The following is a 26,279-nucleotide window of genomic DNA, read 5'->3' on the forward strand; positions in this document are numbered from 1 at the left end:
TGCCCGAAGATAAATCTCCGGGCATCTTTAAGTTTAAATAATTACAACTTTCTTTTTCGCATTTCTGATTTAACCGAAATCTTTTATATCCAGTGTATATAATTTCCCCTTTACAAAGGGTATCGTTTTGGCCTTGCCCTTATATACAATCGTTTTCAGCCCTGCTTGATCCGCAACTATAGCTGCTTTTGTTAGTTCGCCTTTTTTCCAGATGAGACTCACAGTAAAACCGCCACGTGCGCGCAATCCATTTATCTCACCACTTTCCCAAGCTTTAGGCAATGCAGGAAGCAATGCAATTTCTCCTGTCTGCGACTGCATCAACATTTCTGCTACACCTGCTGTAGCCCCCATATTTCCGTCTAGCTGAAAAGGAGGATGCGCATCCAATAAATTAGCATAAGAACCTGCTCCATCACCATCATAGCTCATTTCACCCGAAGATTTCTTATTGGCGCCCGCTGGCTTTATCACCATCTTATATAACTTCAGCGCTCTATTACCATCTTTTAAACGCGACCAAAAATTCACTTTCCATCCAAGCGACCATCCTGTTGCCTCGTCTCCCCGCGCTTCTAAACTTATTTGCGCTGCTTTCGCTAAAGCCGGCGTTTTGAGCGGCGAAATCTGCCTGCCAGGATGCAGTGCAAAAAGATGAGAAACGTGCCGATGTTTATTATTTGGATCATCAACATCTTCTTTCCACTCCTGCAATTGACCCCACTTACCAATCATTGGGGGTAATATTTTATCTCTTATATTTCTCGCACTATCAGCGAAAGCCTGATCTCCTAAAATATTACTCGCTTCCACGCAGTTATTTAATATATCCCAGGCTATTTGATGATCCATAGATGCGCCCCCAGAAATCCCCCCATGCTCAGGCGAATAAGATGGAGAAGAAACTAAGTACCCCTTTTCATCGGGTGTTAGGTAATCCATCCAAAATAAGGCTGCTTCCTTCATAATCGGATAGGCTTTATTACGGAGGTAATCGATGTTTTGATTATAGGCATAATGCTCCCATACGTGCTGCGTTAACCAAGCAGCGCCTCCCGGAAAGAAACCCCAGGGCAATCCACTATTGATGGCGGTATACCCAAAAGCATTATTCATCGTATTCACCATCCAACCGCGTGTATGAAAAAAATCATATGCACTTTTTTTACCCGGTTCAACCAAGCTTTCGATATAGTTAATCAGCGGTTCATGGCATTCAGCAAGATTCGTTACTTCTGCTGGCCAATATAACATTTGCTCATTGATGTTAGTATGGTAATCTGCGGCCCAAGGTGGATTGACGCTATTATTCCATTTTCCCTGTAAATGCATAGGCATAGCTCCAGGACGCGAAGCGGCAATCATTAAGTAGCGTCCATACTGAAAATACAGCTCCTCCAATCCCACATCTTCTTTTCCTTCAAAGAAATCCTTCTGCCGTTCATTGGTAGGGATTGATGCATTTGAAGGTCCTTCAAGCTTAAATGCTACCCGATTAAATAATTGGGAATAGTCTGCCACATGTTCTTTCAATAACTTATCATAAGTCTCTCCTTTTACTGCATTTAATCGTGTACGCACGGTTTTTTCATAATCATTACCTTTATATGTTGGGTATTGCATAGTATATTCCGTAGCAGCAGTGTGCAAAATAACGAGGCTTTTTGCCTGTTCTACCTTGACTTTCCCCTCTTTATAACTTACTTTTCCATCACTTACAATACTGTAGGCTGTTTCAAATGCTTGTTTATTATTAGGTACTTGTCCAAAGAAGGAATACACATCGTCTTGAAAAGTCTCTTTATTTTTTTGTTGCGGCGTCGAATAGTTTATTTCATAGCTTTCGGGAGTGGTCGACTCAAATTTGTAAACCATCACCCCTTTTGGGTAGTTACCAAAAAAGGTACGTCTATATTGGTTTTTCCCAATAGTGTAACTTACTGTTCCAATGGCCTTTGTGATATCTAACGCTCGCCGATAGTTCTCCACCTTTGCCGCTCCATGACCAACACGCACAAATAAATCACCCATTGTTTGTTGCGAGCCAAAATCACCCCAGTCTGTATGATCGCCTGCCTGCTTCTTAGGAGGAAGACCTGTCATCCGTTGAGCTACCAACTCATTTGCCTCCTTTAAGTTTCCCTTTTTGATTAGCTCCCGTACCTGATTAAGGTATTTCCATGCATCGGGTTTATTCCCATAATTATAAGCGGGATTAGCTCCCGGCCCACCCGACCAAAGCGAGCCTTCCGAAAATTGGATTTGCTCTTCGTCTATGCCGCCAAAAAACATCACTCCTATATACCCATTCCCTATAGGTAAAGCCTCACGCATCCAATCCTTCGCTGGTTCATTATACCATAGTGTAAGATCTTCCTCTTGAGCGCTGGTGTTTTTTAAAAAAAAGCATACATATAGGATGATAAAGAGAGGTATTCTAAGTTTTACTGGCATCATTAATTAAGTTTAATTGCATAGATAATGCATTATGTTTTTATTTCAAACAATAATGTGAGCGAAGTATTCAGCTATTTTAGCATGTTAAACGAAGCATTACAAAATTGTTTTGTCACGGCTTTCAAAACACATGCTTGTTCTGACTTTATTGCTTTCCAGTTAGTGTGTCCAGCACTTTCATTACTTCCAGTCCTTCCTCTACACTACAGGGATTACTTCCTTCCCCCTTGAAATATGCCACCACTGCCTCAATCATTGGCTGCTGCACGTGCGTTAATGGCTCAAAAGAAAAGGACGCGGTACCATCTTGATTAATAAGCTCGATGGGCTGTTTATTAAAAATGGAAAAGCTCAGTTTACCTTCAGATCCTAAAATCTGACAATTGTCTATCTCTTCAAAAGCATTAAAATTCCATGTACCATTAAAAAGGAGGTCGTTTTGAAATAAAATTTGACCGGCAACGACATCATCTGCTTGGTATAAGCCTGTTTGATTATGAGATATTCCACATACTTCTTTTATGGCACCAAAAAAATAATACATTAAATCAACTTGGTGCGGTGCAAGATCATGAAAAAGTCCGCCGCCCGATTGACCTGGATCTAAACGCCATTTAATTTTTGGATCCTGTAACGCCGTTCCGGTTAAGGGCTTGTTCGCCAATTGCAGTAAAACCATTTGTGGCTTACCAATAGTGTTTTCTTCTAGAAGCGTCTTAATTTTTTTAAAATAGGGCTGTTCTCTTCGATAATGTGCGACACTAAGTTTGTTCTTGTTGTTATGCACAGCTGCTACCAGTTTTTTTGCCCGTTCAACACTCAATACCATTGGTTTCTCCACATATACATCTTTTCCTGCTTCTAATGCAGCGATTGCGTAGGTATCATGCGTATCTGGCGGAGTAGCAATATAAATAGCGTTAATTTCAGGATCTTCAATAAGTTTTTGAGCATCCGTAAACCATTTTTGTATACCATGCCGTAAGGCATAATCCCTCACTTTCTCTTCATCCCTACGCATTACCGCTACTAGACGCGAATCTTTTACCTTTTGGAAAGCAGGGCCACTTTTCACTTCCGTCACATCACCGGCCCCTATCATTCCCCAGTTTATTGTTTTTGTTTTCATCCTATTATTTTGCTTTAATTACTGATGAGCGCTCGAGTAAATAACCGAAGCGACAGCGAAGCTCATTGACACCTGAAAATTTAAATATTTGTCAATAATAATTGCTCTGTGTGTCAATATTATTTACATCTCGGTTCCTTCTTTAAATAGTTAATTCGTTATTACACGTATGCGCCATTGATGGTTTAACCTATCGGGGTCCTACCTTGTTCAGAGCGATTAAAATAAAAAATATGCACGGTTCCTATAAATTGCTTTTACAAACGTCGACATTTTCCTTATTATTTCACCACTAACCAAGTGTATCCTTCTGCGGGAATTTCCACTTCCAATTCAACTTTGTAGTTTCTATTCAATTTGTAGCTCGTTGGAGTTCCCTCTTCAACACTAACCGAAACCTTTTCATCTTTACCTGTATAATAAAGAGGCAGTTCAATTTTTCTTCTTATGTTTTCTTTCAACGGATTGTATAACATCGCAAGCCCCTTTATTTCTCCTTCAAGGCTAATGTGTAAAATTCCATCCCAATCTCTTCCGTCGGCCCGTCGGAGATGTACAATATCTGCATTTAAAATGTCTCGATATTTCTTATACCAATTTATTACCTCTTTAACGGTTTCTTTTGTCTCTTCCGTATCATATAACCTTGGCCCACGATAACAAGCCTGAACACCTGCCCCATAATACTGCATCATTAGCTGTTTATAATCCTTTAAATGATCATGTAGCGGCTCCAGCACAGCGGCTGCTCCCCCACCTTGATAAGCCGTTAAAGGAACAAAACCCCAGCTCATGGAAGGTGTTTGTTCCCAAGTGCCATCATATATATTTTGCCGGTTTAATATCTTTTGATTTTCCCTGGGAAGTGAAAAATTCACCTCCCTATAGCCTAATCCAATTTTATGAGTACCGTCCAAAAAATACCAATCGGGTGCATTAATATAAACACCTCTTTTGTTTAGCCAGTGATATAATTCCTTTTGCATGGCAAACTGTTTCCATTGGCTATCGTCTAAGCCTTTATGCCCTGGGTGCGAAGTTGAAGCACATTGATCGCCCGGATAAGGGCCATCATTTTCCCAGATATCAAAGCCTGTTTTGGAAAAAAACACCTTAATTTTCTGACTATAGGCTATTCCCCACTCACTCCCAAAACAAGGCGCATTACCAAAGAAAGCACCTCCTGTTTTACCGGTCTTAGGATTAATTACATCATCTTTCTCACTTATTTTTCTCGAGCTGAATAACGAATAACCGCCAATCTTTATATTATTTTGATGCGCATAGTCGGCAAGTTTCTTCCATTTTGCTAGGTTATTGGCAGATGTATCTTCCATATTAATATGACTTCCAAAACTTAAAATTAGTGCTTCATAACCCGTAGCAACACATTGGTCAATAGCATGCTTCACCTGTTCATCATCTTTGCTGACTAGATGCATAAAGATAGGATTTGCTGTTACCCATGGTGCAATAGTACGATACATTTTGCGAATCGCCATACCACGTCTTTCTCTGTCATAACTATCCATTAGTAATTCCCAGGTCCGTATAGAGGTTAACTGCTCAGCTGTTGCCAAATTAACGCCAACGCCTTTTTCCGGATAAATTTCTAGCAGCGCTGGTGTATTTAAATCATAGTTTACCTGAGAAGTATAAGTAGTATCTCGTTTCCAGTGCGTAGTTTGATCACTTAAATGATAACGCATAGCGTTATTAAAGGCAAAATTGCTTTCGACATATATTCCATGTTGCTTATGCATTTCTGCTACCTTACCCACCACGGCACTCTCTTCTTCTACTACGGCCAGCTGTTCATGGATTATCTGATTTATTTTTATAGGTGCAGCTGTTTGGTTGTCTATTGTTACCCATTTTGAGATAAGCGGCAAATTATCATATATGGCATAGTGAACAGCAATCATCAATCCTTTCAATGCCGGTATGGATGAGTCGTATTCAAAAACAATTTCCTTGCCTGTTGCAGCCTGTTTGTTTGTTGCCCACCATTTGCCTGCTTCCCAAGGGAGTAAAGGCTGAAGATTTGAAATTTTATGGCCCTTATACTTAAAATCTTGCGTACCTTCTCTCAGATTATCCAGCCATGCCGGTAAGAAATAAGCACGCTCGTCTTGGCCATATAAGCCTCCGATGTTATACCATTTTCCGTTTAGTTGAATTTGCGCTTCCGGTTTTACCGCTCTGATGAGTTGTTGTCCCGTAACGAGGTTTGTATAGTCATAGCACACCACATTCGGATCCAAGCGAAAAATTCTCTTTACCAAACCATTTTGTATTATCAACTCTTTGTGATCCGGACTTGAAGTAATGCTCGATTGATATTTAGACGACAATAGCCAATCCGTTTTGCTTGTATCTTTTCCTTGCCCAAAAGCGATTTGAACAAATAAAAGTGTATACCAAAAAATTATTTTCGTGTTAATTATTCTTCTCATACATCAATGCTGTTATCAAATTTGTTTCAATCTATTAGGTAAATGGTAAATAATCAATTAAGCATAGTTACAATAAAAAAACCAGATCAAATTAATATTTATAAGCCAACAAGTATACTATTTTAGCTTACTTACGCAACCGATTGCCCTATTCAATTTAAAATCAGACCTATCCCTCACAACTTGTCAGTGTAATACCTGTTGAGAAAATAAAAAACATTATCATGTGAAATATTGTTATAGCATCGTGATAATGTGTATATTTATGGAAAAAAATGATAATTTGCCAATAACAGCATCACATTTCAAATGGTACTTTATGATCGTATAGATATCGCCATCCTGGACGATGACCCATTACATCGTACACTTCTTCGAAAATTACTCGAAGCAGATGGCTATGCGATATCCATAGAAGAGAAAACAGGTGAGGACTTTCTTGAAAGAATGAAAAGTATCATTCCTTTACCGCACGTTTGTATTGTGGATATTTTTCTACCGGGAATGGATGGATTCGAGACCATCAAGCAAGTTAAGGATGGTTGGCCAACGGTAAAAGTAATTGCCTATACGGGGTTGGTGGAACCGACTACGTTTGAGAAGGCGATTGACGCGGGCGCAGATCTGCTAATGCTAAAAGGAGAGCATCCAAAAAAAATGATCAGAACCATTGAAGGATTGATTGAAGACTGGAAGGAATCTGACGATAGAAGTTATTTACTTTAGCGCTACGAAAGTAAACAAGCCACGTAAGGGCTACAAAACTGCCGAAAAGCGCATTGCTATACTGTACAGGAGTTGTTGTCTATAATGTTACATCAGGCATTGCAGCAGCTTGTCCGCTACTTTTCAAGATAGGCATGGGTGCATTCCAATCTCGAAGTTGCTTACTCAACTGTCGAGCTAGCTCCTTAACTTTTTCAGTTTTCTGCTCTGCCAGGTTATACTGCTCTCCTATATCATTTTTTAAGTTATATAGCTCGTAGCTACCATCTCGCATATTATAAAGCAGTTTCCAGTCCCCCTTCCTGATTGCACTTTTGTAATTTATTCCCGGTCCATCCTGATTCGTCCATTTATTGGGTGAATGCCATATCAGCGTCCGTGAGGAGTCTATCGATGCTGGATTCTTCAAAAGAGGGGCAAAGCTCATCCCGTCGATTTTTTGCATTACATTTTGCTGTTGAACCCCAGCTATTTCTAAAATCGTCGGAAAATAGTCTTCGATCATTACATATTGTTCCGTAACTGTGCCAGCCTTTACCTTTCCCTTCCACTTCACGATCATAGGCTCCCTAATACCTCCTTCATATAAAGAGCCCTTTCCAGCCCTTAATGGTAAATTCTGCGTATGTGCCTTGCCGCTCCTTGGTGGTGCCAAACTCAGGCCACCATTATCACTCATGAAAATAATGACGGTATTTTCATCCACTTTTTTTTCTTTTAAATAGTCCATTAAATCTCCTAGACTTTTATCCATTCCTTCCAACAAGGCCGCATACTGCGCTTCTGTTTCGTCTAGGCCGGTGTCTACATATTTTCGGTAGAAACGTTCATCTTTATTAAAAGGTACATGTACAGCATAATGTGCTATATTTAGATAAAATGGTTGCCTATCTTTAATGGGCTGTTCGATGGCCTTGATAGCTTCCAAAGTAAGGGCTTCCGTAAGAAAAGTGTCTCGCCCATGATATTCTTCTAAATCAGGTACCGCTTGCCAGGTTGATTTACCTGGGATATTTCCGTAATTTTCCTGACCTAGATAGCTTTGCGGATGCCCTGCCGCATGACCCGAAATATTTACTATAAATCCTAAATTATAAGGATTTGCCCCTGGTGTGCCTGCCGACCCCCAATGAGCTTTGCCCACATGTACCGTAAAATAACCGGCATTTTTTAACAGTTGCGGAAAAGGTGTTGCATAAACGGTATGCGGAACCCCGGCAACAGGGCTCAGTCCATTATAATTCCAATTACCCGGTAAAAACTGATCATCGGGATTATCGGTATTGTTATTAGCTTTCGGAGATGTCCAGTTTGTTACACCATGATGGGCAGCGTTCATTCCCGTTAGCATACTCACTCTTGACGGTGTACATACAGGCGTAGCATATGCATTGGTGAATTTCATCCCCTCCCTTGCTAAACGTTCCATATTCGGGGTATGATACTTCTTATTCAACGGGGTTTTCTCTGTCCAAAAAGGTTCAGAGGTATCTTGCCAACCCATATCGTCTACCAAAAAGACAATAATATTAGGGCGCTTTTCTTCGTGTTGCTGTGCATAGGATAAAGTAGGACCAAGGACACACAAAATGCCATATATTAGTTGTTTTGCGTTTATCATCATGCCTTAGTGATTAGCCGTTTTAGTGTATATATAATTGATTATAAAACCAATGTTAAAAGATTAAATCGACAATAACAAATTGGCCATTAACGCAATCGATTGTGCTTATGGCCAATTTGTTAGGTAATTCGTTCAGGGCTTAACGATGCGTTACGCCTAAAACCGTTACCAAAACTTCATAGGTACCTGGTTGATGTGCACGAAACGAAAATCGTGCATTACAAGAATAGGTATCATCTGGAATTTCAAGCTCCTCGTCAAAGTGCACAAATTGAGTTGGAATGCGGTAGTAATAATTAAAACCATTACCCAACGAAGCTAAAGGAAACGGAACAACAGCATAAGTAAATTCCATCTGGTTGTTGACAGCCTGATAGTCTAGTGCGTAATCCTGCATAGTCTGAAGCCAACCTCCAGCAGTACCCGACTGTGGCCTTCGCGCAATTTCTCCGGTTTCGGGATTAAAGGGCACACCGTTCTTGTCAACAATTTGTACAATTACCTTATTTCCTTCTTCGCTAATTCTTTTGACGCTAATTAAACCCGCCGGCAGGGTCTTGGTGGTAGATTCAGCCCCTACCTTCATAGCAACCGTACTTCTGCCTGCTGGGACCTCAAAACTTGGTGTATCTAAAATGTTAAATTCTCCAATACCTTCATATATTTTATTTCCAGACTCGTTGGAGATTTCAAGATCGAGGATATAGCTACCAGAAGGGACATTAATGGTATTGTAATTAGCTTCTAACTGACCGCTTGATTCATTAATACTAACCGGCGCTACCATTTTTTGCTCCCGTTTTGCATCTATCATCTCGAGTGTTGTATCAAGTTTTGGATCATAATAACCTTTCCAAACTAACAACGGATACTCCTTTAAAAAAACATCATCCAAAATTTCGCCAGTAACTTTATCTCGTATATGCACCAATTTAACTTTGACGGGTTTCTGCGAACCATCTAAATTAAGTGCTGAACTAACATAGGCCCTTCCCTTAGGTACATTGATTGGCACTTCCTCATATCTTACCAGCGCGCTTAAAAATCCATCTGGAACTTTTTTGCACGCAGAAAGAACAATCATAAAAAGACCAACGACAAATACCAAATTGATTTTATTATTAACTTTTTTCATCGATTTAAATTTGTTTTTTAGCGGTGATGAAGCTATCAGATTTATTCATTCCCCTGTGTGGTTTGAATAAATCATGATGGTTTCATTTTTTCCATCAATTTAATTCCTGTTTATCTAGCAAAAAACAGCGTATGCTGGTTTGTCAACACATTTACACGACCTGTTAAACTCTCCACACCTGAAGTCTGAACAATCGTACGAGCACCAACAGAAGTTGGGATCTCTTCCGCTACAAAAGGTTCAGAAATAGGTTGGAAGAGATACGTAAATATGACCACTTGTGGCCAGTTTGAACTGCCTGGATTATACCCCAAAGCCGGATCATTTGTCCGCTCATACGAAACTACAGCTTCAGCATCGTGCCTAGCTGTACTATACAGTTTGCCATTCTGGGTTAGATCACCATAATCCAATGTTTGTGGTATTCTATAAATATCCAGTGAGTCTGCAAATCTTGTCAATTCATATTTAATGATGGAATCTACCGTCCATTTTTTAGTTGGATCAATCTCTTGCTCCTTTAATGTCCGAAATTCTACATAATTGTTTATCGCGTAATCCGTAGGTGCAAAAAAGGTAGTATTAGAGGCATTGATTTTTTCTTTAATCCCTGCTTTGTCTATTAACATAATCAATGTATCAAACAAACCGCGATCATTATTTTTAAGAAAATCATAGGTCGTTAAATTTACTTTTGCGTCGTGCAGTGTACCGCCCACAAAATAGCCATCCTTTTTACAACCTGTAATAAAACAAGTTACTATAACCATTATGCAAATAATGCTATTTAATACTTTCATTTTCTTTCTCATCTTTAAGCCATTTAATTAATTCGATTTCCACCACTCGTTTTGTGTTAACAATTCATTTTGCGGCAATAGATTTCGCATATCCAAGGGCCAGTAGTATCCCTTCTTAGCCATTCGGTCATTTGAATATTCTCCAGAGAATAGGCGCTGCAATTGCTCCATACGAATCATATCAAACATTGCCTGCCCCTCTCCCAAGAGCTCCCTGCGACGCTCATCAAAGATTTCATTGAAAAGGTTTTCTCCTATGCCATTATAAAGTCCCAGCCCGGCACGCGCTCTGATCAAGTTTAAATCATCTTGCGCACCAGTTATATTTCCATTTTTATACCGTGCTTCAGCTCTCAATAGGTAAATATCTGCCAAACGAATCAGCACCAAATTATTACTCACTACATAGTTTGACGTATTGTTTGGATCATAATAATTTACTCCATCATATTTTGTCAAGATATACTTATTATTCCCTCCAGACGATAAGGTCATAATGGTATCAACACGTTTGTCATCTTCTTCAAACGTATTTTTCATTGCTTCTCCAACTGGCCAGGCGTCGTTGATCGCTTTATTTTTTATATAGGGATCTGTCAAGAAAATATTAAAAAAACCAGCTGTAGCTTCATTGCTTACCGCGTCAAACAGCATATTCAACTCAAAAATGCTTTCTTTAGAATTCCCTTTCCAGATTTTTTTATAATCGGCTAAATTTTCGAGACTGTATCCTTTGTCTATCACCTCGTTGCAGTATCTCTCTGCATTCACATAATCATGTCTCCAGGCATATATTTCGGCCAGTAGGGCAAGTGCTGCACCTTGATTAGCGACAATCTTCTCTCCAGCGTTATCCAATAAACCAATTGCTGCCTCTAAATCTGTTATACAATAGGTTAATACTTCTTCTTCTGAACTGCGAGGGATAGGTTGTATAGCATCGGGATCTTTGAATGATTCCTTCGTCATCACTACATCTCCCCAAACACGCTGCATATAAAAATAAGTATAGGCTCTTAGAAATCTAGCCTCTCCTTCTAATCGTTTCTTTTGAATTTCCCCATCAGCAAATTTGCTTACATCAATCTTTGGGGTATTCTCAATGATAAGATGGCATTGGTTAATTACGCTATAAAATCGCGTCCAATTTTTCAAGGAGGCCTCTAAATAGGGAACATAGCTAAACTTAAAACCGCCGCTTTGTACAATGGCAGTATAATTCCAGAAACCGCTAACATCAAAATTATCAGCCGCGACGTCACCAAAAATGAAATAGCTTCTATCGCTCAAAAAGCTACCTCTTAATAGACCGTATGCCCCTGACATGGCCTTCTGTACATTAGCGCCGCTTACCCAGAAAACTTCGTCGTAGGTCGCATTTTGAGGTTCTAAATCGATGTACTTACTACAACCGGGCAACAAAAAAACGAAGGCTGTGAGTAAGGCTTTAAACGTTAAACTTTTATATCTTTTCATCTTAACAATTTTAAATAACAATGAACCATTGTACTTCATATGTGCAGCGGTTCATTTTATTGCCATAAACATTTCTTTATAAGGTTAATTCGACTCCAAATGTAAATTTCCGCGGCAGTGGGTAGGCTCCTCCATCATATTCGCCTTGTGGGCTAATCGCTTCTGCATCTGGAATATTTGCGGATTGAAACGTATAAATATTATCGAACATAGCATATACCCTCGCTCCTTTTATACCTATTCTATCAACTAATTTATCCGCTAGGCGATATCCTATTGTAACTGTTTTGATCTTAAAAAAATCACCCTTTTCATTCCATAAAGTGCTAAAGGGAAAAAACTGATAGAAGTTAGGACCATAAGGACTGATAGATGGAAAGTTAGCTTCGTAATTGGGATCCTCTGCCTTCGATGGTGTCCAATAGTTGATTTCGCTCATGTCTGGCAAGCGTTGATTACCAAAATTATTAATGCTCCCATAATTCCATATATTGGAAAACTGATTAGACATCAGTGTATTAATAATATCGCGTTTGAAGGTAAAGGTTCCCAAAACTCCTAGGGAGAAATTTTTCCATGTAAATTCGTTGTACAAACCACCTACAAATTTTGGATTTGGATCACCCGTTTGTACTAAATCGCCATCAGCGTTCCCCCTATCTTCGTCACTCCATACATCCCAATCGTTATTGACATCCAACCAATTTGGAAAACCGGGTTGTACAGGGTAATTACCTTTAAAATAGGTCAGTCGCTGACCAGTGATAGGGTTCACTGGAATATCTCCCTGCTGGTTATAAACTCCTTGATAGATCATTTGCGCCCATCCATAAATAGGCCCTCCTACTGAAAAAAGAAGTTGCTGATTATATCCTCTGGAATCCATATAAAAGGTGCGGTCATTATTGGGCAAAGACGCCAGCCTGTTCTTATTGTAACTTAAATTAAGGTTGGTTGTCCATTGTAGTTTGCTATCAGCACCTAAATTTCGGGAAGTTATGGTAAGATCAATCCCTTCATTGAGAATATTCATAGGTACGTTATAGGAGATCTTCGTATAGCCTGTGTAAAACGGAACAGCAAATGCGAATATCGGACTAATGGTTTCCTTTCTATAGGCATCGGCCGTAATATTTAATCTGCTTTTAAAGAGATAAAGATCTAAACCAAGATTGGTTTGCTTGGACTTATTCCAGGTAAGATTAGGTTGTGTGAGTGAGTTTCTATTAGGGTCATAGTAGTAAATAGGTGTTGACATGCCGCCTCCACCATAGGTTGCAGTAGCGATATCCCAAACATTATAAGGTGCATAGAATTTTCCTGGTAAGGTTCCTGAATGCCCATAACTTGCTCTAAATTTCAACAGCTCCAGCCAATCTATGTCTTTCAAAAAATACTCATCAGATGCTACCCAAGCAGCTGAGAATGCGGGGAAATAACCCCACTTCGTGTTTCGACCGAAGCGAGAAGAAGCATCTGCACGCCATGATGCGTTGATGATATATTTTCCTTTATAATCATAGGAAAACTGCCCTAAATAAGATAATAAACCGGCTTCCTCTAAATCAGACTTTCCAGTCAAATCGCGTTGAGCAATACCTTGCACTACCTTGATATCGTCTGTAGGTAAATTTAACCCTTGTAGTTGCGTCTTTTTTCGATTTTTATATTCGAAAGACTGCATAGCGGTAAGGTTTAGGTTATGTGTTTCCTGTATACTGTGTGTCCAATTCAAGATATTGGCTAAATTATAAGTATAGTCTTCAAACCGGTTCGCTGAAGCAAAAGAGATTCCATTCGGTGCAATTTCCGTGGGCATAAATCGATCTCTCCTATCTATATTTGCCTGCCCAGATGCTTGTAAAGAATATCTTAACCCCTTTATAAGGTCAACATCCGTTTGAGAAAATATACTGATGGCATCCGTTTGGTTATTATCACGTAATTTATCATATTGTCCATAATAGTATTCATAATCAACATCGTTCAATTTAACGAAAGAAGAAGGCATCGACCCTTTGTCAACGGGTAAAGGGTCACCTTCATTTGCACTTCTCCCTAAACCTCTTTTACGATCCATTCTCGAGGCAGAGATAATCAAACTGGTTTTAGCAATCGGAAAAAGCCGAAAATCAAAATTTCCGCGTAATGAATAGCGTTTAAAACCGGTATTCCGCATAATTCCGTCTTCATTATAGTGGTTTAAAGACAATCTATAGTTTAGCACATCATTCCCGGCGGATATATTGACATCATAATTACTTATACGACCTGTTGAATAGAAAAGGTCTTGCCAATCTGTCGCATTATTATAACTAGGGTTTAAACTGTCTGTCAAGATTTGTGGAATAATTCCTAATTGCGCGTGCGATCCATATTCCTTCAATATGTCCATTTTTTGACGTCTTTCCTCTGCACCTGCATATGTACGCTGGAGCTCTGGACGCTGCGAAGCACCTGTATAATACGATAAACGAACTGTTGGCCTACCGGTTGATCCTTGTTTTGTTTTTATAATGATAACGCCGTTCGCTCCTCTCGATCCCCAAACGGCTGTAGCAGCGGCATCTTTCTGTACTACAATGCTTTCAATATCGTTCACATTTATACCGGCTATATAGTTTGTACCCGTCGCCCCACCTGATAAATCTGTACTGGAAATAGGCATTCCATCGATTACAAATAAGGGGGAACTCATTGTATTCGCTAGATCTACTTCATCATTTAATCCACCCGAAATAGTGGTATTTCCACGTACTGTAAATGTATTTCGTACACCCGGTTCACCCGTGAAATTTTGAATATTAATCCCCGACACACGTCCCTGCAGCAGTGTTTCAAAACTTGGAGCAGGAAGGTTTTCTATCTGTTTTCCCGAAACTACCTGGACAGCACTCGTGGTTTTCCGTAACGATTGTTGTTGGTATCCAATCACAACCACCTCATCCAAGCCTTGTCCCTCGTCTAACTGCAATGATAAAATCAATGCACCCCCCTTAACAGCGAGTGTTTTTGTTTTATAACCTACGAAAGTGAATCGAAGGCTATCACCAATAGAAGCTTGGATTTCATAAGCGCCACGGCTATCTGTTACAGCCGTGATATTCTTTCCAGCAACCCTCACCGAAACACCTGCGAAAGGTTGATTTCGCTCATCTTTCACAACCCCATGTATCTTATTCTGTATAAAAGATTCGATTGTTACCGACTTTTTTTTAACGATCACCGTTCCATCGTAAATCTGATAGGATAAGGGCTGATGCTTAAACGCTTTTTGTAAAACTGCCTCGAGTGATGCATCTTTTAGGTCTAAGGAGATTTGTTGACTATGATCCAAAAGTCCTTCTTCAAACATAAAACGATAGCTCGTTTGCTTTTTTATTTCTTTAAAAAGCTCCTCCAGAGAGATACTTTTACTGGAGAGTGTTACCTTCTGGGCCAAGGCTCGTGCGTGCACCCCCAAGCCAAAAGCTAACATAAGCGCAAATGTTAACTTCATGATTATAAGAATTTTTCTGTGGGTTGATTTATAACCATACCACTTCCGGTATTGGTCAATACGGAATTTATCCATAAATTTGATTGATTAAGGTTATCGAATAATTATTTACATCATTATATGTATACCTTGTCACTTTCCGGAGGTATGCCAGTACTTCCGGATTTTTTATACATATGTTGGTTCAGTCAATTTAGTTCATACACACTCCTTTCTTATTTTAGATAACAGTTAGAATTTTTTCGTCAATAGAAAATTGATGGCCGCTTAAATCTGTCAACATTTGGCACACACCGCCTAGTGTTACGCTACGTTTGATTCCACCACGGTACCGCTCTTTACTTATTTCCGTATTATATTTAACATCGACATTATACCAACGCGCTACTTCCTCCAATATTTGATATAGATTTTTCCCATCAAAATAGAAATAACCTTCTTTCCAAGAGAGCGCCTCCTCTATGTCTGCCTTGTGGACTGATAACCTATCGGCATAAGATGACACCGCATATCCGGGTGTAATGATCCTCTGATCTTGTTGATTGCTTACCTTTACTTTTCCTTCGGTAAGAATTGTTTTTGTTTGGTCGTTAGTATAAGTATTGATATTGAATGCGGTTCCGAGCGCTTCTACATGAATTTGATTGGTATATACAATAAAGGGGGAATTAGTCTTTGGAACCACTTCAAAATAGGCTTCCCCAGCTAACAACTTAACCACACGTTCTTTTTCCGTGAAGTCTGCAGGAAATTCCAAGATAGATGCTGCATTTAGCCACACGTTAGAGCCATCAGGTAGTTTTAATTGATAGTTTCCACCCTTCGGTACACTAATTTGATTAAGGAGATCAGTGGATTTTTGCCGGTCTTGATCAATTGATTTACTAACCGACAGTGCACTGTCTTCTTTAAACTCCAGCGAATCCCCCTCCAAAACTATTTTTTTCCCGCTGGGTAACGTTAGTATTGCTTTATTAACTGCAGGCAATACATCATTCTGATAGCCATATTGATGATCGACGATTATGCCGTTTTCACGCTCATTAGGCAACTCCCACCATGTTATTCCACACAAAAGCAGAAACACTGCAGCGATACTCAACCATTTCCACTTAAACCAATTATGTTGCTTTCGTTTAGTGCCTGGTTGTCTATATTTTTGAAGAACAAGATTCCAATCTTCTTCTTTGTCAATATTTTCAAAGAGAATAAGGTCATCAGCAAGGATGGAGGTATCGGCATATCGTTCTAATAACTGACGTAATTGTTCATCTTGTTCTGCACGCTTTAATAAATCGGTTTCTTCTTCGGCGTTTAAGGCTCCTCGCAGGTATTGGGAAATGAGTTTTGCTAACTCAAATTGTTCCTTGTCCATAAAAGATTTATCTTCTTTTATCCTAAGGAACATGAATCTTAAAAAGGGGTGAAAAGATTTTTAATATTTTCGGAAAAAGAATACAATCAACTGATAGTCAACAAAATTATTTTAATAAAAAATAAATTAAGAGAGATAGCGCTTGTGGTGATAGACGATTTCTCAATAACATCAAGGCACGTTGCTTTTGGGTTTTTACGGTGTTGATGCTTACATTCAGGGCCTCTGCAATCTCGAAATTTTTCATCCCCTCAAGATACCCCATTTTACAAATCTGACTGCAGCCTGAAGGAAGGGATTCGAGTGCTGCATGTAACTCGCCCATCACCTCCGCATGCATCATGGCCTGAAGCACTTTTGCATCCTCTACAAAATCTTGTTCATGGATACGACTGGCGATTTGTTTATGCCTAATTCTGTTGAGCGCTGCATGCTTAACAGTACTATATAAATAACTCTTAATGGCACTTGGGTCATCCACACTTTTCAACGTGCCTTCCATTAAAACAACAAAAGCATCCTGTGCTAAATCACGCGCAGTTTCCTGGCAATTTACTAAACGAAACGCAAAGGTGCACAATCTAGTGTAATATAGATCAAACCATCCTTTTACTTCGTCAGGTGATAACATATTCATAGTATACCCGTTTAAAAAGTACCTCTCTTTACTACGTAAATTGTCCCTTAGTTTGGCCTATTGGTTAGCTTTTTTTCTTTACAAACTAATTATAAAATCAATGTTAAGTGATTAAATTGATATTAACAAATCGGCTATAAACGCAATCGATTGCGTTTATAGCCGATTTGTTAATCCTATAAATAGAACATCTAACGATTAAAAATCACTGGTATTTGGAACTGCAATTCTTCGTTTACCCCTGTGATAATATTCTCCACGTTCACCGATAGGTCAATGGATTGCACCTCTTCCCAAACAGCTTTTAAAACAACAGTTTTTTGTTCCTTTCCCGCTAACCTTAGCCTGCCAAGAGGGAAATCTTCCACTTGATAGGCAGAAGCAAGCTTTAAACAAAAAGGAATATCGCTCACGTTTTGCAAAGCAATTTCCACAATAGGTTCTCCATTTCGTAGTTTAAAAGTAGAATGGATACTAACGGCTTTCTTAAAAAAGGGCTCCATGAGGGCTTTCCGGCCAATCAATATATCATCCATCAGTACTGCTGTTCTACCTGCAATCAAGGCTTCCTTAATTGATTCCTCATCCCTATGCTTGGCGAAAACCAATGTCATGGGTCTACGGCGCCCTCGATACTGATTAGCAATATCATAGTGTTCATCTGAGCTTCCCAACATCGTCAGGTTATACCGCATCGCTAGTTCATGCGCAATAACATTGTATCGCCCGGAATTCACAACCTCTACACCACCCAATATTCCTTTTTCCAACAGTTCTTTATGAAAAGCCGTAAATATATTTCGATCTTTCTTATCCCACCAGGCATAACCTGGATGATTATAAAAGACAAAAGCGCCCTGTCTCTGTACTTCTAAAAAGGGAGCCATTAATTCTTCTTTCGTTATGGAATCTTTCATTATAAATTTCTTATGTGTCTCCTTCATGTAGGCATAAGGGATCTTATTTGCGTCTTTTACGAAAAGGGCATTACAATGATACGGAGGAACTCTTGGGGAAATTTCGACCCCTTTTATAACCATTAGCGTAGAACCGGCCGCACGTGCTTTACCTATTTCATAGGAACGGTTGGCATCATGTTTCACTTCTTCCGGATACCCCTCGTAATCGATATGTTCGGTCATTGAAATGGCATCCAGTTCATCTCTTTGTGCTTCATAAACACGAAAGCTTGGCCATACATGGCCATCCGAAAAGACGGTATGCATATGAAAATCGCACTTCAAGGTAACATAGCCTGGTATATCTACCAATTGAAGACTATCTATCGGTTTCTTTTGCGCATAGAGCAATGAGCTGCTCGTACTAAAGAGCACAAGACAACATATCATGCCTAAACAGTTGATACTTTTATATGCCTTTTTTTTCTTGTTATATATCATTTTTAAAAATTTAGAACGGCTGTTTAAAAAACCGCCATTTCGAGCGAAACGTTTGAAGTCGAAAATCCGAAGGCTCAACGATTTAATCTTTATTTAATTACCTCTTTATCAGATTTCTCCATTGCGCTTTGCTCCAGTCGAAATGACGGCTACAAGTTTTTAACCCACAATTAGCATATTTTATAATTCATTACTTCCATCCGGGATTCTGACTTAAGTTCGGGTTTAAGACAATATCGGCATTGGAAATAGGCTTGAAGTACTTTTTATCATCAAAAACTCGATTTTCGTCATCTCGCCAGACTAAATGCCCCTTATTACCCTCTGATAATTTCGACGCAGTACCATCGATAATATAATAAGTAACACCATTAACTTTTGTATCTGGTAAGGTCTTTACAAAAGCGACATCAGGCGTACCGTTTCCATCTAAATCCATCGGACTGTCCATTGCTGGCACATAAATTCCACGCCATTGCATTTCAAGTAGATGCCCTTTCTTCCACCGTAGCAAATCGTCATAGCGGAAACCTTCATACACCAGTTCGATTCCTCTTTCACGACGCACTTCCAAAAGATATTTATCAGATATTTCGGGAAAGTAAACCGTTTGCAAGTAGGAATCAGCCTGCGCCGGCTCAGCAGTATTAACACCTGCTCGCGCACGAAGTAATGCGATCGTTTGTGCCCATACCCCAGCATCCATTTGGCCTAGCTCCGCTTTTGCCTCCGCATAGTTCAATAGAATCTCTGCATAACGCATCATCGTGATGGAGTTGTTCGACTCGGCCACGCCATCTAACCTTTTATCGTCCAAACTAAACTTTAAAATATGGTATCCTGTGAATGTATAACCGAAATTAGGTGGTGCTGCCGAACCATCTGAACGTTTATAGCCTAAAGAGCGGATAGTCTGTCCCAAACGCGGGTCGCGATCCGCCATTTCGTGTACAAACTGGATGGTATCATAGCCAGGAATATCTGTAAAGCGACTTCCATCTTGCTTCAAGTAGGTATTCACAAATTGCTTATTGAGTCCCCATCGAGCACCATAGGTGGCCGAATTAAACTTCCACGTAATTTCATGCCATCTCTTTAAGCCATCGTTAAAGATGTTCGCCCACATGATTTCCACCGATTTTGGGTCTTGACTAATAAAGAGATCCCGATAATCAGTTACCGTATTTCCGGTGGCGTACAAACTATACTGTTTTGAATCAATCACTTGCTGCGCAGCATCAACAGCCTGTGTTAGCCAAGTATCCGCTGTATTGCTTAAGCTCAGCTCTGTATGATACTTCCGAAAAGTCCCTTCGAACAAGCATATTCGCGATTTCAAGCCTAGCGCAACCCACTTGGTCACAGCAGAAGCGGTATTATCTTTTGTTGCCCTAATATTTTCTACCGCATAATTTAGATCGGCCAGTACCGAATCCATTACTACTGTCCGAGCATCACGTCCCTTATACAAATCTGGATCATCGATTGCCAACGTTTTACCATACCAAGGTACATCCCCAAATTTTTTAACCATATCGAAATAAAACAGTGCTCTAAAAAAGCGGGCCAAACCGGCATGGTGACTTCTCGCCTCTTGAGGAATCGCTGGATTATTATATTGCTCCAAGAAGTAATTGATATTCCTTAAATCAGCCCAGTTCCATGCTCCTTGATCAACCGAAGAATAGTTCCCTGCAATAAAGGTGGGTGAATTATTCTTTGAGGTATATTCGCCCATTTCATCTGCCTGTACAATAGCAAGACCTGTTGGGATAAAACGTTGATAAAAAGAAGTGGTATATAAATTTAGATCTGCTTCCGTTTTAAAAAAGCTACTCGGCACTAACTTATCGAAAGGCTCTTTCTCTAAGAAGTTACTACAAGCGCTGGTCACTACAAGGCAAATAACTATCGCCCCAAAGCGGCAAATGATTGCCCATATTTCTTTTTTTTGCATTGTTTTATTATTAAAATGAAACATTCAGTCCTACGGTTGTTGTTTTCAACATAGGGTACGCATACCCCTGTCCTGAACCATTGGTTAGTTCACCTATTGGTTTCTCCATTACTTCTGGATCAAAATTGTCGGTATGTTTAAATAAACCCGATAGGGTAAATAAATTCTGTGCGGTTACAAAAAGATTAATCCTAGACACCTTCAATTTTTGGATCCATGATTCGGGTAAATTATAATCCACGGTCAAGGACTTCAACCTTAAGTAACTCACATCCTGCAAATAGCGGGTTTGCGGTGCCCCTAAAGATCGATCCGTTCCCAATGCTGTATAACCTCTATATCGAGGAAAATAAGCATCTGGGTCTTCTTCGGTCCAATGATCTTCCATCAATTTTACCGGTTGGTATCCATAGGGACGATTATAAGGGCCCCAAAAGAGTCCTGCCTCCGGTGCAAAATACCAATCTCGTTTTCCTATACCTTGGAAAAAGGCACTAAGCCCAAAACCATTCCAACGGCCTGATAGGGTAAAACCGAACTGGTATCGCGGCGCATCGTTTCCTATGATGCGACGGTCACCTGGATTATCTACCGTATTGTCTCCTTGATTAATTACCCCATCGCCATTTAGGTCTGCAAACTTCAAATCACCTGGGAGCCATTCTTTATTGTTGGAATTTGTGAGAAAGCTTTGATCGGCATGATTCGCAATATCCTCATCAGAAGTAAAGAATCCTAAGGTTTCATAACCCCAGATCTCACCGATCTCATGTCCAACATAATAAGTGGAAGACAAGAGGTTATTCGGGTTATTAAAACGTTCGATATGGGATTTGCTATCCCAAAGAGATCCTGATATTCCCCATGTAAAAGGTTTTGAAAACAAGGTAGAAGAGCCATTATAAGCAAGCGTTAGTTCCCACCCTTTAGTCGATAAATCTGCATAATTGCCAGAAGGTACCGCTGCTCCAAAAACGTTGGGTAAAGGTTGACCCACTGTAAACATATCACTTGTTTTTCTGTTGTACCAGTCGAACGTAACATTCAACTTATCTTTGAATAAAGCCAGATCCAGTCCAACATCAAAGGTAGTTGATCTCTCCCATGTTAGGCCGTCAGGAATCACCGCAGGTAATTGCGTATAATTAGGTTGTAACCCTTGTAGAATGACACTGGCTTTACTTACACTCATCTGTTCCATATAGCGATAAGGGTCTACATTCCCATTGCCCAATGAACCGTATGAGGCCCTTACTTTTAGGTTACTCAACCACGATTTAGCATCTTTCATGAATGATTCGTTTGACAAGACCCACCCTGCGGATACGGAAGGGAAGAAGCCATAACGTTGGTTTTCGGGAAATTTGGAAGAGCCATCATATCTTCCGTTCAGTTCTAGCAAATATTTACCCGCATAAGCATAATTCAACCGATAAAACAAGCCTAAATAGGCCCATTCGTGTCCACCTCCAACAATATTATAATTTGTCCCGTCCATTAGGTTGAAATCCGGTTTGGTAGGATCTAAAATTCCGTCTCGTTGCACATCTAAATTTTCGAAACGCGAATTTTCAATATTAAAGCCTACTAAAGCACTAAAATCATGTTTGGCAGCAAAAGTTTGGGCATAGGTAGCAGTTGCATTGCCCGCTAAATAACGCGTATCTTCATTAAATTGCCTCAACAAACTCCTTCCAAAGCGCGAGGTGCTCCCCGGCGCATTGCTGTAATACATATAATTATTGGCCCTCGTATCTTTCCCAATGGTCTTAGCATAAGTAAAGTCCGTTTTTAAGGTCAGCCCGTCCAATGGTTTAGCAACCAGTCCCGCAGTATTTCGAAAATAGGTATTCGACTGGTCAGAGCCGTTATTTCCGTCCATGAAAGAGGCAATACCTGTATACACGGCCGAATGCGTATAACTGCCGTCGGGATTATATAATACCGCCATAGGATAGCCTTGGTGTTCAAATTGCCTCCAAATATTACCGTCGCCATCTGCAAACATTGGGTAGTGATAATCATAAATACTTAGCTCCGTGTTGTTCTGCAGTTCGAGCCATTTATTGATTTTGATATTACCTTTCCCTCGAAGATTATAGCGATTAAACTTATCGGAGTTATATTTAAAAATACCATCTTGGTAATAATATCGGCCTGAGAGATAATAATCAATTTTTTCCGACCCACCGGAAACACTCAATGCCTGCTCGGTCGCTGGCATATTATCCTTGTAAATAAAATTATTCCAATCATTATTGCCAAAGTATTCATATCGCCCCAAAGATTCATTGTACACTACTTCTGGTAAAGCTGGATTTTCCGAATGCTCTTTTAACCTTTCTAAATAATCCAAAGAAAAAGGAAAAATATTGTTTACAGATATTGGATTCGATTTGTAATCATACCAAGCGTTAAAGGCATCATTGAAGTTTTTAGCCCACTCATAGCCATTGGTAATTAATTTAGGTTCCACTGTGCGCTGATTGAGTGAATAGTTCGAGCTGAAATTCACTTTCACCTGCCCTTTTATCGGATTTTTCGTAGTGATCAATACAACTCCAAAAGCTGCTCTGGAACCATAGACTGCTGCCGACGATGCGTCTTTTAAGACAGTTACACTCTCAATATCATTGGGATTAATCTTGTTTGGGTCGCCCTCAACTCCATCAATGAGCACCAATGCGCTACCCTCTGCTCCAATAGAAGTTGTTCCACGTACATTATAGGTTGCTCCACGCGTTGGACTACCATCTACCATTTTGATATTAAGGTTTGGAAGCGTTCCTTGGAGCATTCGTGTCAAATTGGGAGATGGACGGTTTTCCAAGGTACTTGCGCTGATCTGTGAGACCGCGCCTGTTAAATTTGCTTTCTTTTGGGTACCATAACCAACCACTACAACCTCATTTAAGCTTCCTTGTGTCTCTACCAAACTAAAATCAACCGAAACTGATTTACCTTCTTCCACTAAGATCCCCGCTCGTTGCTCGCTCTCATAGGAAATATAGCTGACCACTAAGGAGTAAGTTCCTGGCTTTAATGACACGGAAAAATGACCGTCAGTATCTGTGCTTACGGTACGGTTAAGTTCTACAACTTTAACGGTTGAACCCGCTAAAGGGCGACCTTCCCTGTCTTTCACGATGCCGGTTATATGGCCAGCTTGTTGTTTTTTATACAGCAAAACTGTATTGGCACCCTTTCCTGTATAATCAACAGGCACCTTTTCAAATAACCTTGACAATACCTCGTCAAGAGAAACATCTTCAAGCTTAAGCGATTGGATACGTCTATTTTCGAGCTTCAGTTCCCCGGCGTCAAAAATAAATTCCAGCTGTTCTTCTTCCTGCAATAGTTGAAGGGCCTGGTATAGATTAACATCCGATAAAGATACATCTACAGTTTTGTTCAAGACTTGACCTTCTGATGGCATCGCTTGCAATAATTGCGAAAGTGCAATCAATACAGTATAAATTAAAATAGTTGTACGCATGACTTTTCGTATGAACAATGCGGTTTTCTTCATAAGTTTGTATATACTTAGTAGATTATTGGATAAATGAATTACTGAGTGGCTATGTCTCAAGGGTCTCAAGCTTCGACATAGTCCGATACAGGCAAGTACCCATTGGGTATTTGCTTGTTCTTTTTATGGGTAAATAACTAGATCATCTCCTTCCCTCCTATATTGATTTTGATGAATTGAACAAATTAACTCCATTGTTTTTTCTAGGCTTCTATCCGTACGGATCATTAAATTGTATTGGTAATTGAGTGTTCTGACATCGCGACTTTTTAGGGTAATGCCATACAGGTTATGCATCGCCAATGCTAGCTCTTCAAAGCTTGCCCTTTCTAGATACAACCGCCCTTTAATCCAAGTATTTAAATATCGTATATTGAACGTCGCATAATCAACCGCTCTATCTTTCTTACGGTAATGTATTCGCTCATTTTTGCTTAGTTCTCGAAGCGGACCACGGTCATCAGACACACGCACCCTCCCATCTTGTACAGCGACTGAAATATTGGGTAGTTGCGAGTAGGCACTTACATTAAAAGAGGTACCCAATACCTGAACTTGAAGCGTTTTCGTATGTACCACAAAAGGCCTTTTCTCGTCTTTTGCCACTTCAAAAAAAGCCTCACCCTCATCAAGGAAAATCTGTCGATCTAGTTTAGAAAATTTTTCGGGAATGCGTACACTGGAATGAGCGTTGACATACATTGTGGATCCGTCGGGAAGCGTCAGTTTTTTCACCTGCCGTGTTCCAGTATGAATCTCTCTCATAGCTACAACAGCCTCAGACTTCACACTCTTCGCCGCATTTGGTGACTTCATTATAAACCACCAAGCTATCATGGTTCCTACCACACCAAAAGCCAATACCGCAGCTGCCATTTGCCACTTTATAAAAGACCTTGTTTTCCTTTTTAAGGGATCTTCCCATAAAGAAGTCCGGATGCGCTCGTCTAGCTCTTGTTCAATTCGTTGTTTGGCAGTTTCATCGTCTAAACTTGGTACCCCTTGTTTATCATCTCCAAAAGAATCATACCATCTTTGCATGAAAGCTTGATCTTCTGTACTTAATTTATTTTCATGAAAGGCCTCTATCAGGGCCTTGAACTGTTTTTTATCCATAAATAAAGCTATGACACCTCATTTTCCAAGAGGGCACGAAAAATAAACAATCAAATAGGCATCCCTTCGAATCGTTGTATTTATCGTTACGATCAGAAGTAGCATATGCCCAGGATTTGTCCCGAAAAAAATGATTATATTATTATTAAGATTAGGTTAATTAATCATAAATGCCGGTAAGCACTTATAATAATAGGCTGGATAGCACTATGGCAATAATTATATGATCCTCCGGAAAACGTTTCATCAACGCTTTACGAAGACGGTGGGTACCAAGTGTAATATTGTTCTTTACGGTTTTCTGAGCGAGGTTAAGCGAGTCGGCTATTTCATCAACACTGTAGTCTTGGATACGTAATTGAAATACCTCCTGCATCGTTTTTGGCATTTGCTCTAGTTCACCTTGTAAGGTTTGGCTTAAGGCCTTTTCTGTAAGTAAATCTCGCATCTCCGTATTCACATCGATCATGCGCTCGTACAGATGAGAAAAGGCTTTACTTTGAATTTTCTCTTTCCGAAAATGTGCTATAATCTGATATTGGAGGGCAGTACGAAGATAAGCCTCTAAAGATTCTTTTATCAGGATCACGTCCTTTTGTTTCCAGCAATAAACAAAGACTTCCTGCACTATATCTTTTGCCAAGTCTTCGTCTCGCAATCGTCTATAGGCTAAAACATAGAGATCTTCCCAATACTGTTTGAAGATAGTAGGGTAATTCTCTCTGGTGAAGCGTATATACTCTCCTGCTTGATTAATTAGAGGTTGATCCATGGATAAAAACCCGGTTCTTAAGTGCGTCTGCGAGAGCAAAACTATGAATTATCTGCCAAGCTTAAGGTTAAGTTATCGTTAATTTTATGTTTTATAATTGGTTAAAAAAGGGGTTTTACTAAAGACGCGTGCAATTTATTAAATACTTGCACGCGTCTTGTATCCTGCTTCATAAACCATATGAAGTATCG

At 39.8% G+C, this 26,279-nt stretch carries 16 protein-coding genes; 1 reads left to right on the plus strand and 15 read right to left on the minus strand.

Features of this window, described 5'->3' with window-relative positions; genetic code table 11:
• Positions 1 to 69 precede the first annotated feature (69 nt).
• The 3 genes from BMY50_RS16810 to BMY50_RS16820 form a co-directional block, all read right to left on the minus strand.
• The gene (locus BMY50_RS16810) at positions 70 to 2,457 is read right to left on the minus strand and encodes a glycoside hydrolase family 95 protein (protein ID WP_093326574.1); all 2,388 of its coding nucleotides are present in this window, start codon (positions 2,455 to 2,457) and stop codon (positions 70 to 72) included.
• A gap of 145 nt (positions 2,458 to 2,602) precedes the next feature.
• Positions 2,603 to 3,586, minus strand: a complete 984-nt coding sequence (locus tag BMY50_RS16815; RefSeq protein ID WP_093326575.1) for a Gfo/Idh/MocA family protein — start codon at positions 3,584 to 3,586, stop codon at positions 2,603 to 2,605.
• A gap of 281 nt (positions 3,587 to 3,867) precedes the next feature.
• On the minus strand, positions 3,868 to 6,042 hold the full coding sequence (locus tag BMY50_RS16820; protein WP_093326576.1) for an alpha-galactosidase: 2,175 nt from the start codon (positions 6,040 to 6,042) through the stop codon (positions 3,868 to 3,870).
• Between the two features lie 309 nt (positions 6,043 to 6,351).
• Here BMY50_RS16820 and BMY50_RS16825 point away from each other — a divergent pair, with 309 nt between their 5' ends.
• Complete coding sequence (locus BMY50_RS16825) at positions 6,352 to 6,768, plus strand: response regulator (RefSeq protein WP_093326577.1); 417 nt, start codon at positions 6,352 to 6,354, stop codon at positions 6,766 to 6,768.
• Positions 6,769 to 6,847: 79 nt separating this feature from the next.
• Here the strand turns inward: BMY50_RS16825 and BMY50_RS16830 are convergent, their stop codons facing one another.
• From BMY50_RS16830 to BMY50_RS16885, 12 genes are all read right to left on the minus strand, one after another.
• The gene (locus BMY50_RS16830; protein ID WP_238383799.1) at positions 6,848 to 8,392 is read right to left on the minus strand and encodes a sulfatase; all 1,545 of its coding nucleotides are present in this window, start codon (positions 8,390 to 8,392) and stop codon (positions 6,848 to 6,850) included.
• A 139-nt stretch (positions 8,393 to 8,531) separates the two neighbouring features.
• Positions 8,532 to 9,527, minus strand: a complete 996-nt coding sequence (locus BMY50_RS16835) for a DUF5007 domain-containing protein (protein WP_093326579.1) — start codon at positions 9,525 to 9,527, stop codon at positions 8,532 to 8,534.
• A gap of 110 nt (positions 9,528 to 9,637) precedes the next feature.
• Positions 9,638 to 10,339: a fasciclin domain-containing protein gene (locus tag BMY50_RS16840; protein WP_139202278.1), complete on the minus strand. Its 702-nt coding sequence runs from the start codon at positions 10,337 to 10,339 to the stop codon at positions 9,638 to 9,640.
• Positions 10,340 to 10,354: 15 nt separating this feature from the next.
• Positions 10,355 to 11,803 carry a RagB/SusD family nutrient uptake outer membrane protein gene (locus tag BMY50_RS16845; protein ID WP_162276612.1) on the minus strand — a complete coding sequence of 483 codons (1,449 nt, stop codon included), beginning with the start codon at positions 11,801 to 11,803 and terminating at the stop codon, positions 10,355 to 10,357.
• A gap of 76 nt (positions 11,804 to 11,879) precedes the next feature.
• On the minus strand, positions 11,880 to 15,302 hold the full coding sequence (locus BMY50_RS16850; protein ID WP_162276613.1) for a SusC/RagA family TonB-linked outer membrane protein: 3,423 nt from the start codon (positions 15,300 to 15,302) through the stop codon (positions 11,880 to 11,882).
• Positions 15,303 to 15,522: 220 nt separating this feature from the next.
• Positions 15,523 to 16,677: a FecR family protein gene (locus BMY50_RS16855; RefSeq protein WP_162276614.1), complete on the minus strand. Its 1,155-nt coding sequence runs from the start codon at positions 16,675 to 16,677 to the stop codon at positions 15,523 to 15,525.
• A gap of 106 nt (positions 16,678 to 16,783) precedes the next feature.
• Entirely contained in the window at positions 16,784 to 17,314 is a 531-nt protein-coding gene (locus tag BMY50_RS16860) for a sigma-70 family RNA polymerase sigma factor (RefSeq protein ID WP_093326584.1), read from the minus strand.
• Positions 17,315 to 17,505: 191 nt separating this feature from the next.
• Complete coding sequence (locus BMY50_RS16865) at positions 17,506 to 18,714, minus strand: Sb-PDE family phosphodiesterase (RefSeq protein WP_202907871.1); 1,209 nt, start codon at positions 18,712 to 18,714, stop codon at positions 17,506 to 17,508.
• A gap of 190 nt (positions 18,715 to 18,904) precedes the next feature.
• Complete coding sequence (locus BMY50_RS16870; RefSeq protein ID WP_093327071.1) at positions 18,905 to 20,671, minus strand: RagB/SusD family nutrient uptake outer membrane protein; 1,767 nt, start codon at positions 20,669 to 20,671, stop codon at positions 18,905 to 18,907.
• Between the two features lie 10 nt (positions 20,672 to 20,681).
• Complete coding sequence (locus BMY50_RS16875; protein ID WP_202907872.1) at positions 20,682 to 24,200, minus strand: SusC/RagA family TonB-linked outer membrane protein; 3,519 nt, start codon at positions 24,198 to 24,200, stop codon at positions 20,682 to 20,684.
• Positions 24,201 to 24,323: 123 nt separating this feature from the next.
• Entirely contained in the window at positions 24,324 to 25,316 is a 993-nt protein-coding gene (locus BMY50_RS16880) for a FecR family protein (RefSeq protein WP_093326585.1), read from the minus strand.
• Positions 25,317 to 25,500: 184 nt separating this feature from the next.
• Positions 25,501 to 26,088 carry an RNA polymerase sigma factor gene (locus BMY50_RS16885; protein WP_093326586.1) on the minus strand — a complete coding sequence of 196 codons (588 nt, stop codon included), beginning with the start codon at positions 26,086 to 26,088 and terminating at the stop codon, positions 25,501 to 25,503.
• Positions 26,089 to 26,279 lie beyond the last annotated feature (191 nt).

It is taken from the genome of Olivibacter domesticus, assembly GCF_900109575.1.
Lineage (GTDB): Bacteria > Bacteroidota > Bacteroidia > Sphingobacteriales > Sphingobacteriaceae > Olivibacter > Olivibacter domesticus.

Coding starts and splice junctions, on each gene's coding strand:
- BMY50_RS16810 (WP_093326574.1), bottom strand. CDS start 2,457: ATGATGCCAGTAAAACTTAGAATACCTCTCTTTATCATCCTATATGTA.
- BMY50_RS16815 (WP_093326575.1), bottom strand. CDS start 3,586: ATGAAAACAAAAACAATAAACTGGGGAATGATAGGGGCCGGTGATGTG.
- BMY50_RS16820 (WP_093326576.1), bottom strand. CDS start 6,042: ATGAGAAGAATAATTAACACGAAAATAATTTTTTGGTATACACTTTTA.
- BMY50_RS16825 (WP_093326577.1), top strand. CDS start 6,352: ATGGTACTTTATGATCGTATAGATATCGCCATCCTGGACGATGACCCA.
- BMY50_RS16830 (WP_238383799.1), bottom strand. CDS start 8,392: ATGATGATAAACGCAAAACAACTAATATATGGCATTTTGTGTGTCCTT.
- BMY50_RS16835 (WP_093326579.1), bottom strand. CDS start 9,527: ATGAAAAAAGTTAATAATAAAATCAATTTGGTATTTGTCGTTGGTCTT.
- BMY50_RS16840 (WP_139202278.1), bottom strand. CDS start 10,339: ATGAGAAAGAAAATGAAAGTATTAAATAGCATTATTTGCATAATGGTT.
- BMY50_RS16845 (WP_162276612.1), bottom strand. CDS start 11,803: ATGAAAAGATATAAAAGTTTAACGTTTAAAGCCTTACTCACAGCCTTC.
- BMY50_RS16850 (WP_162276613.1), bottom strand. CDS start 15,302: ATGAAGTTAACATTTGCGCTTATGTTAGCTTTTGGCTTGGGGGTGCAC.
- BMY50_RS16855 (WP_162276614.1), bottom strand. CDS start 16,677: ATGGACAAGGAACAATTTGAGTTAGCAAAACTCATTTCCCAATACCTG.
- BMY50_RS16860 (WP_093326584.1), bottom strand. CDS start 17,314: ATGAATATGTTATCACCTGACGAAGTAAAAGGATGGTTTGATCTATAT.
- BMY50_RS16865 (WP_202907871.1), bottom strand. CDS start 18,714: ATGATATATAACAAGAAAAAAAAGGCATATAAAAGTATCAACTGTTTA.
- BMY50_RS16870 (WP_093327071.1), bottom strand. CDS start 20,671: ATGCAAAAAAAAGAAATATGGGCAATCATTTGCCGCTTTGGGGCGATA.
- BMY50_RS16875 (WP_202907872.1), bottom strand. CDS start 24,200: ATGAAGAAAACCGCATTGTTCATACGAAAAGTCATGCGTACAACTATT.
- BMY50_RS16880 (WP_093326585.1), bottom strand. CDS start 25,316: ATGGATAAAAAACAGTTCAAGGCCCTGATAGAGGCCTTTCATGAAAAT.
- BMY50_RS16885 (WP_093326586.1), bottom strand. CDS start 26,088: ATGGATCAACCTCTAATTAATCAAGCAGGAGAGTATATACGCTTCACC.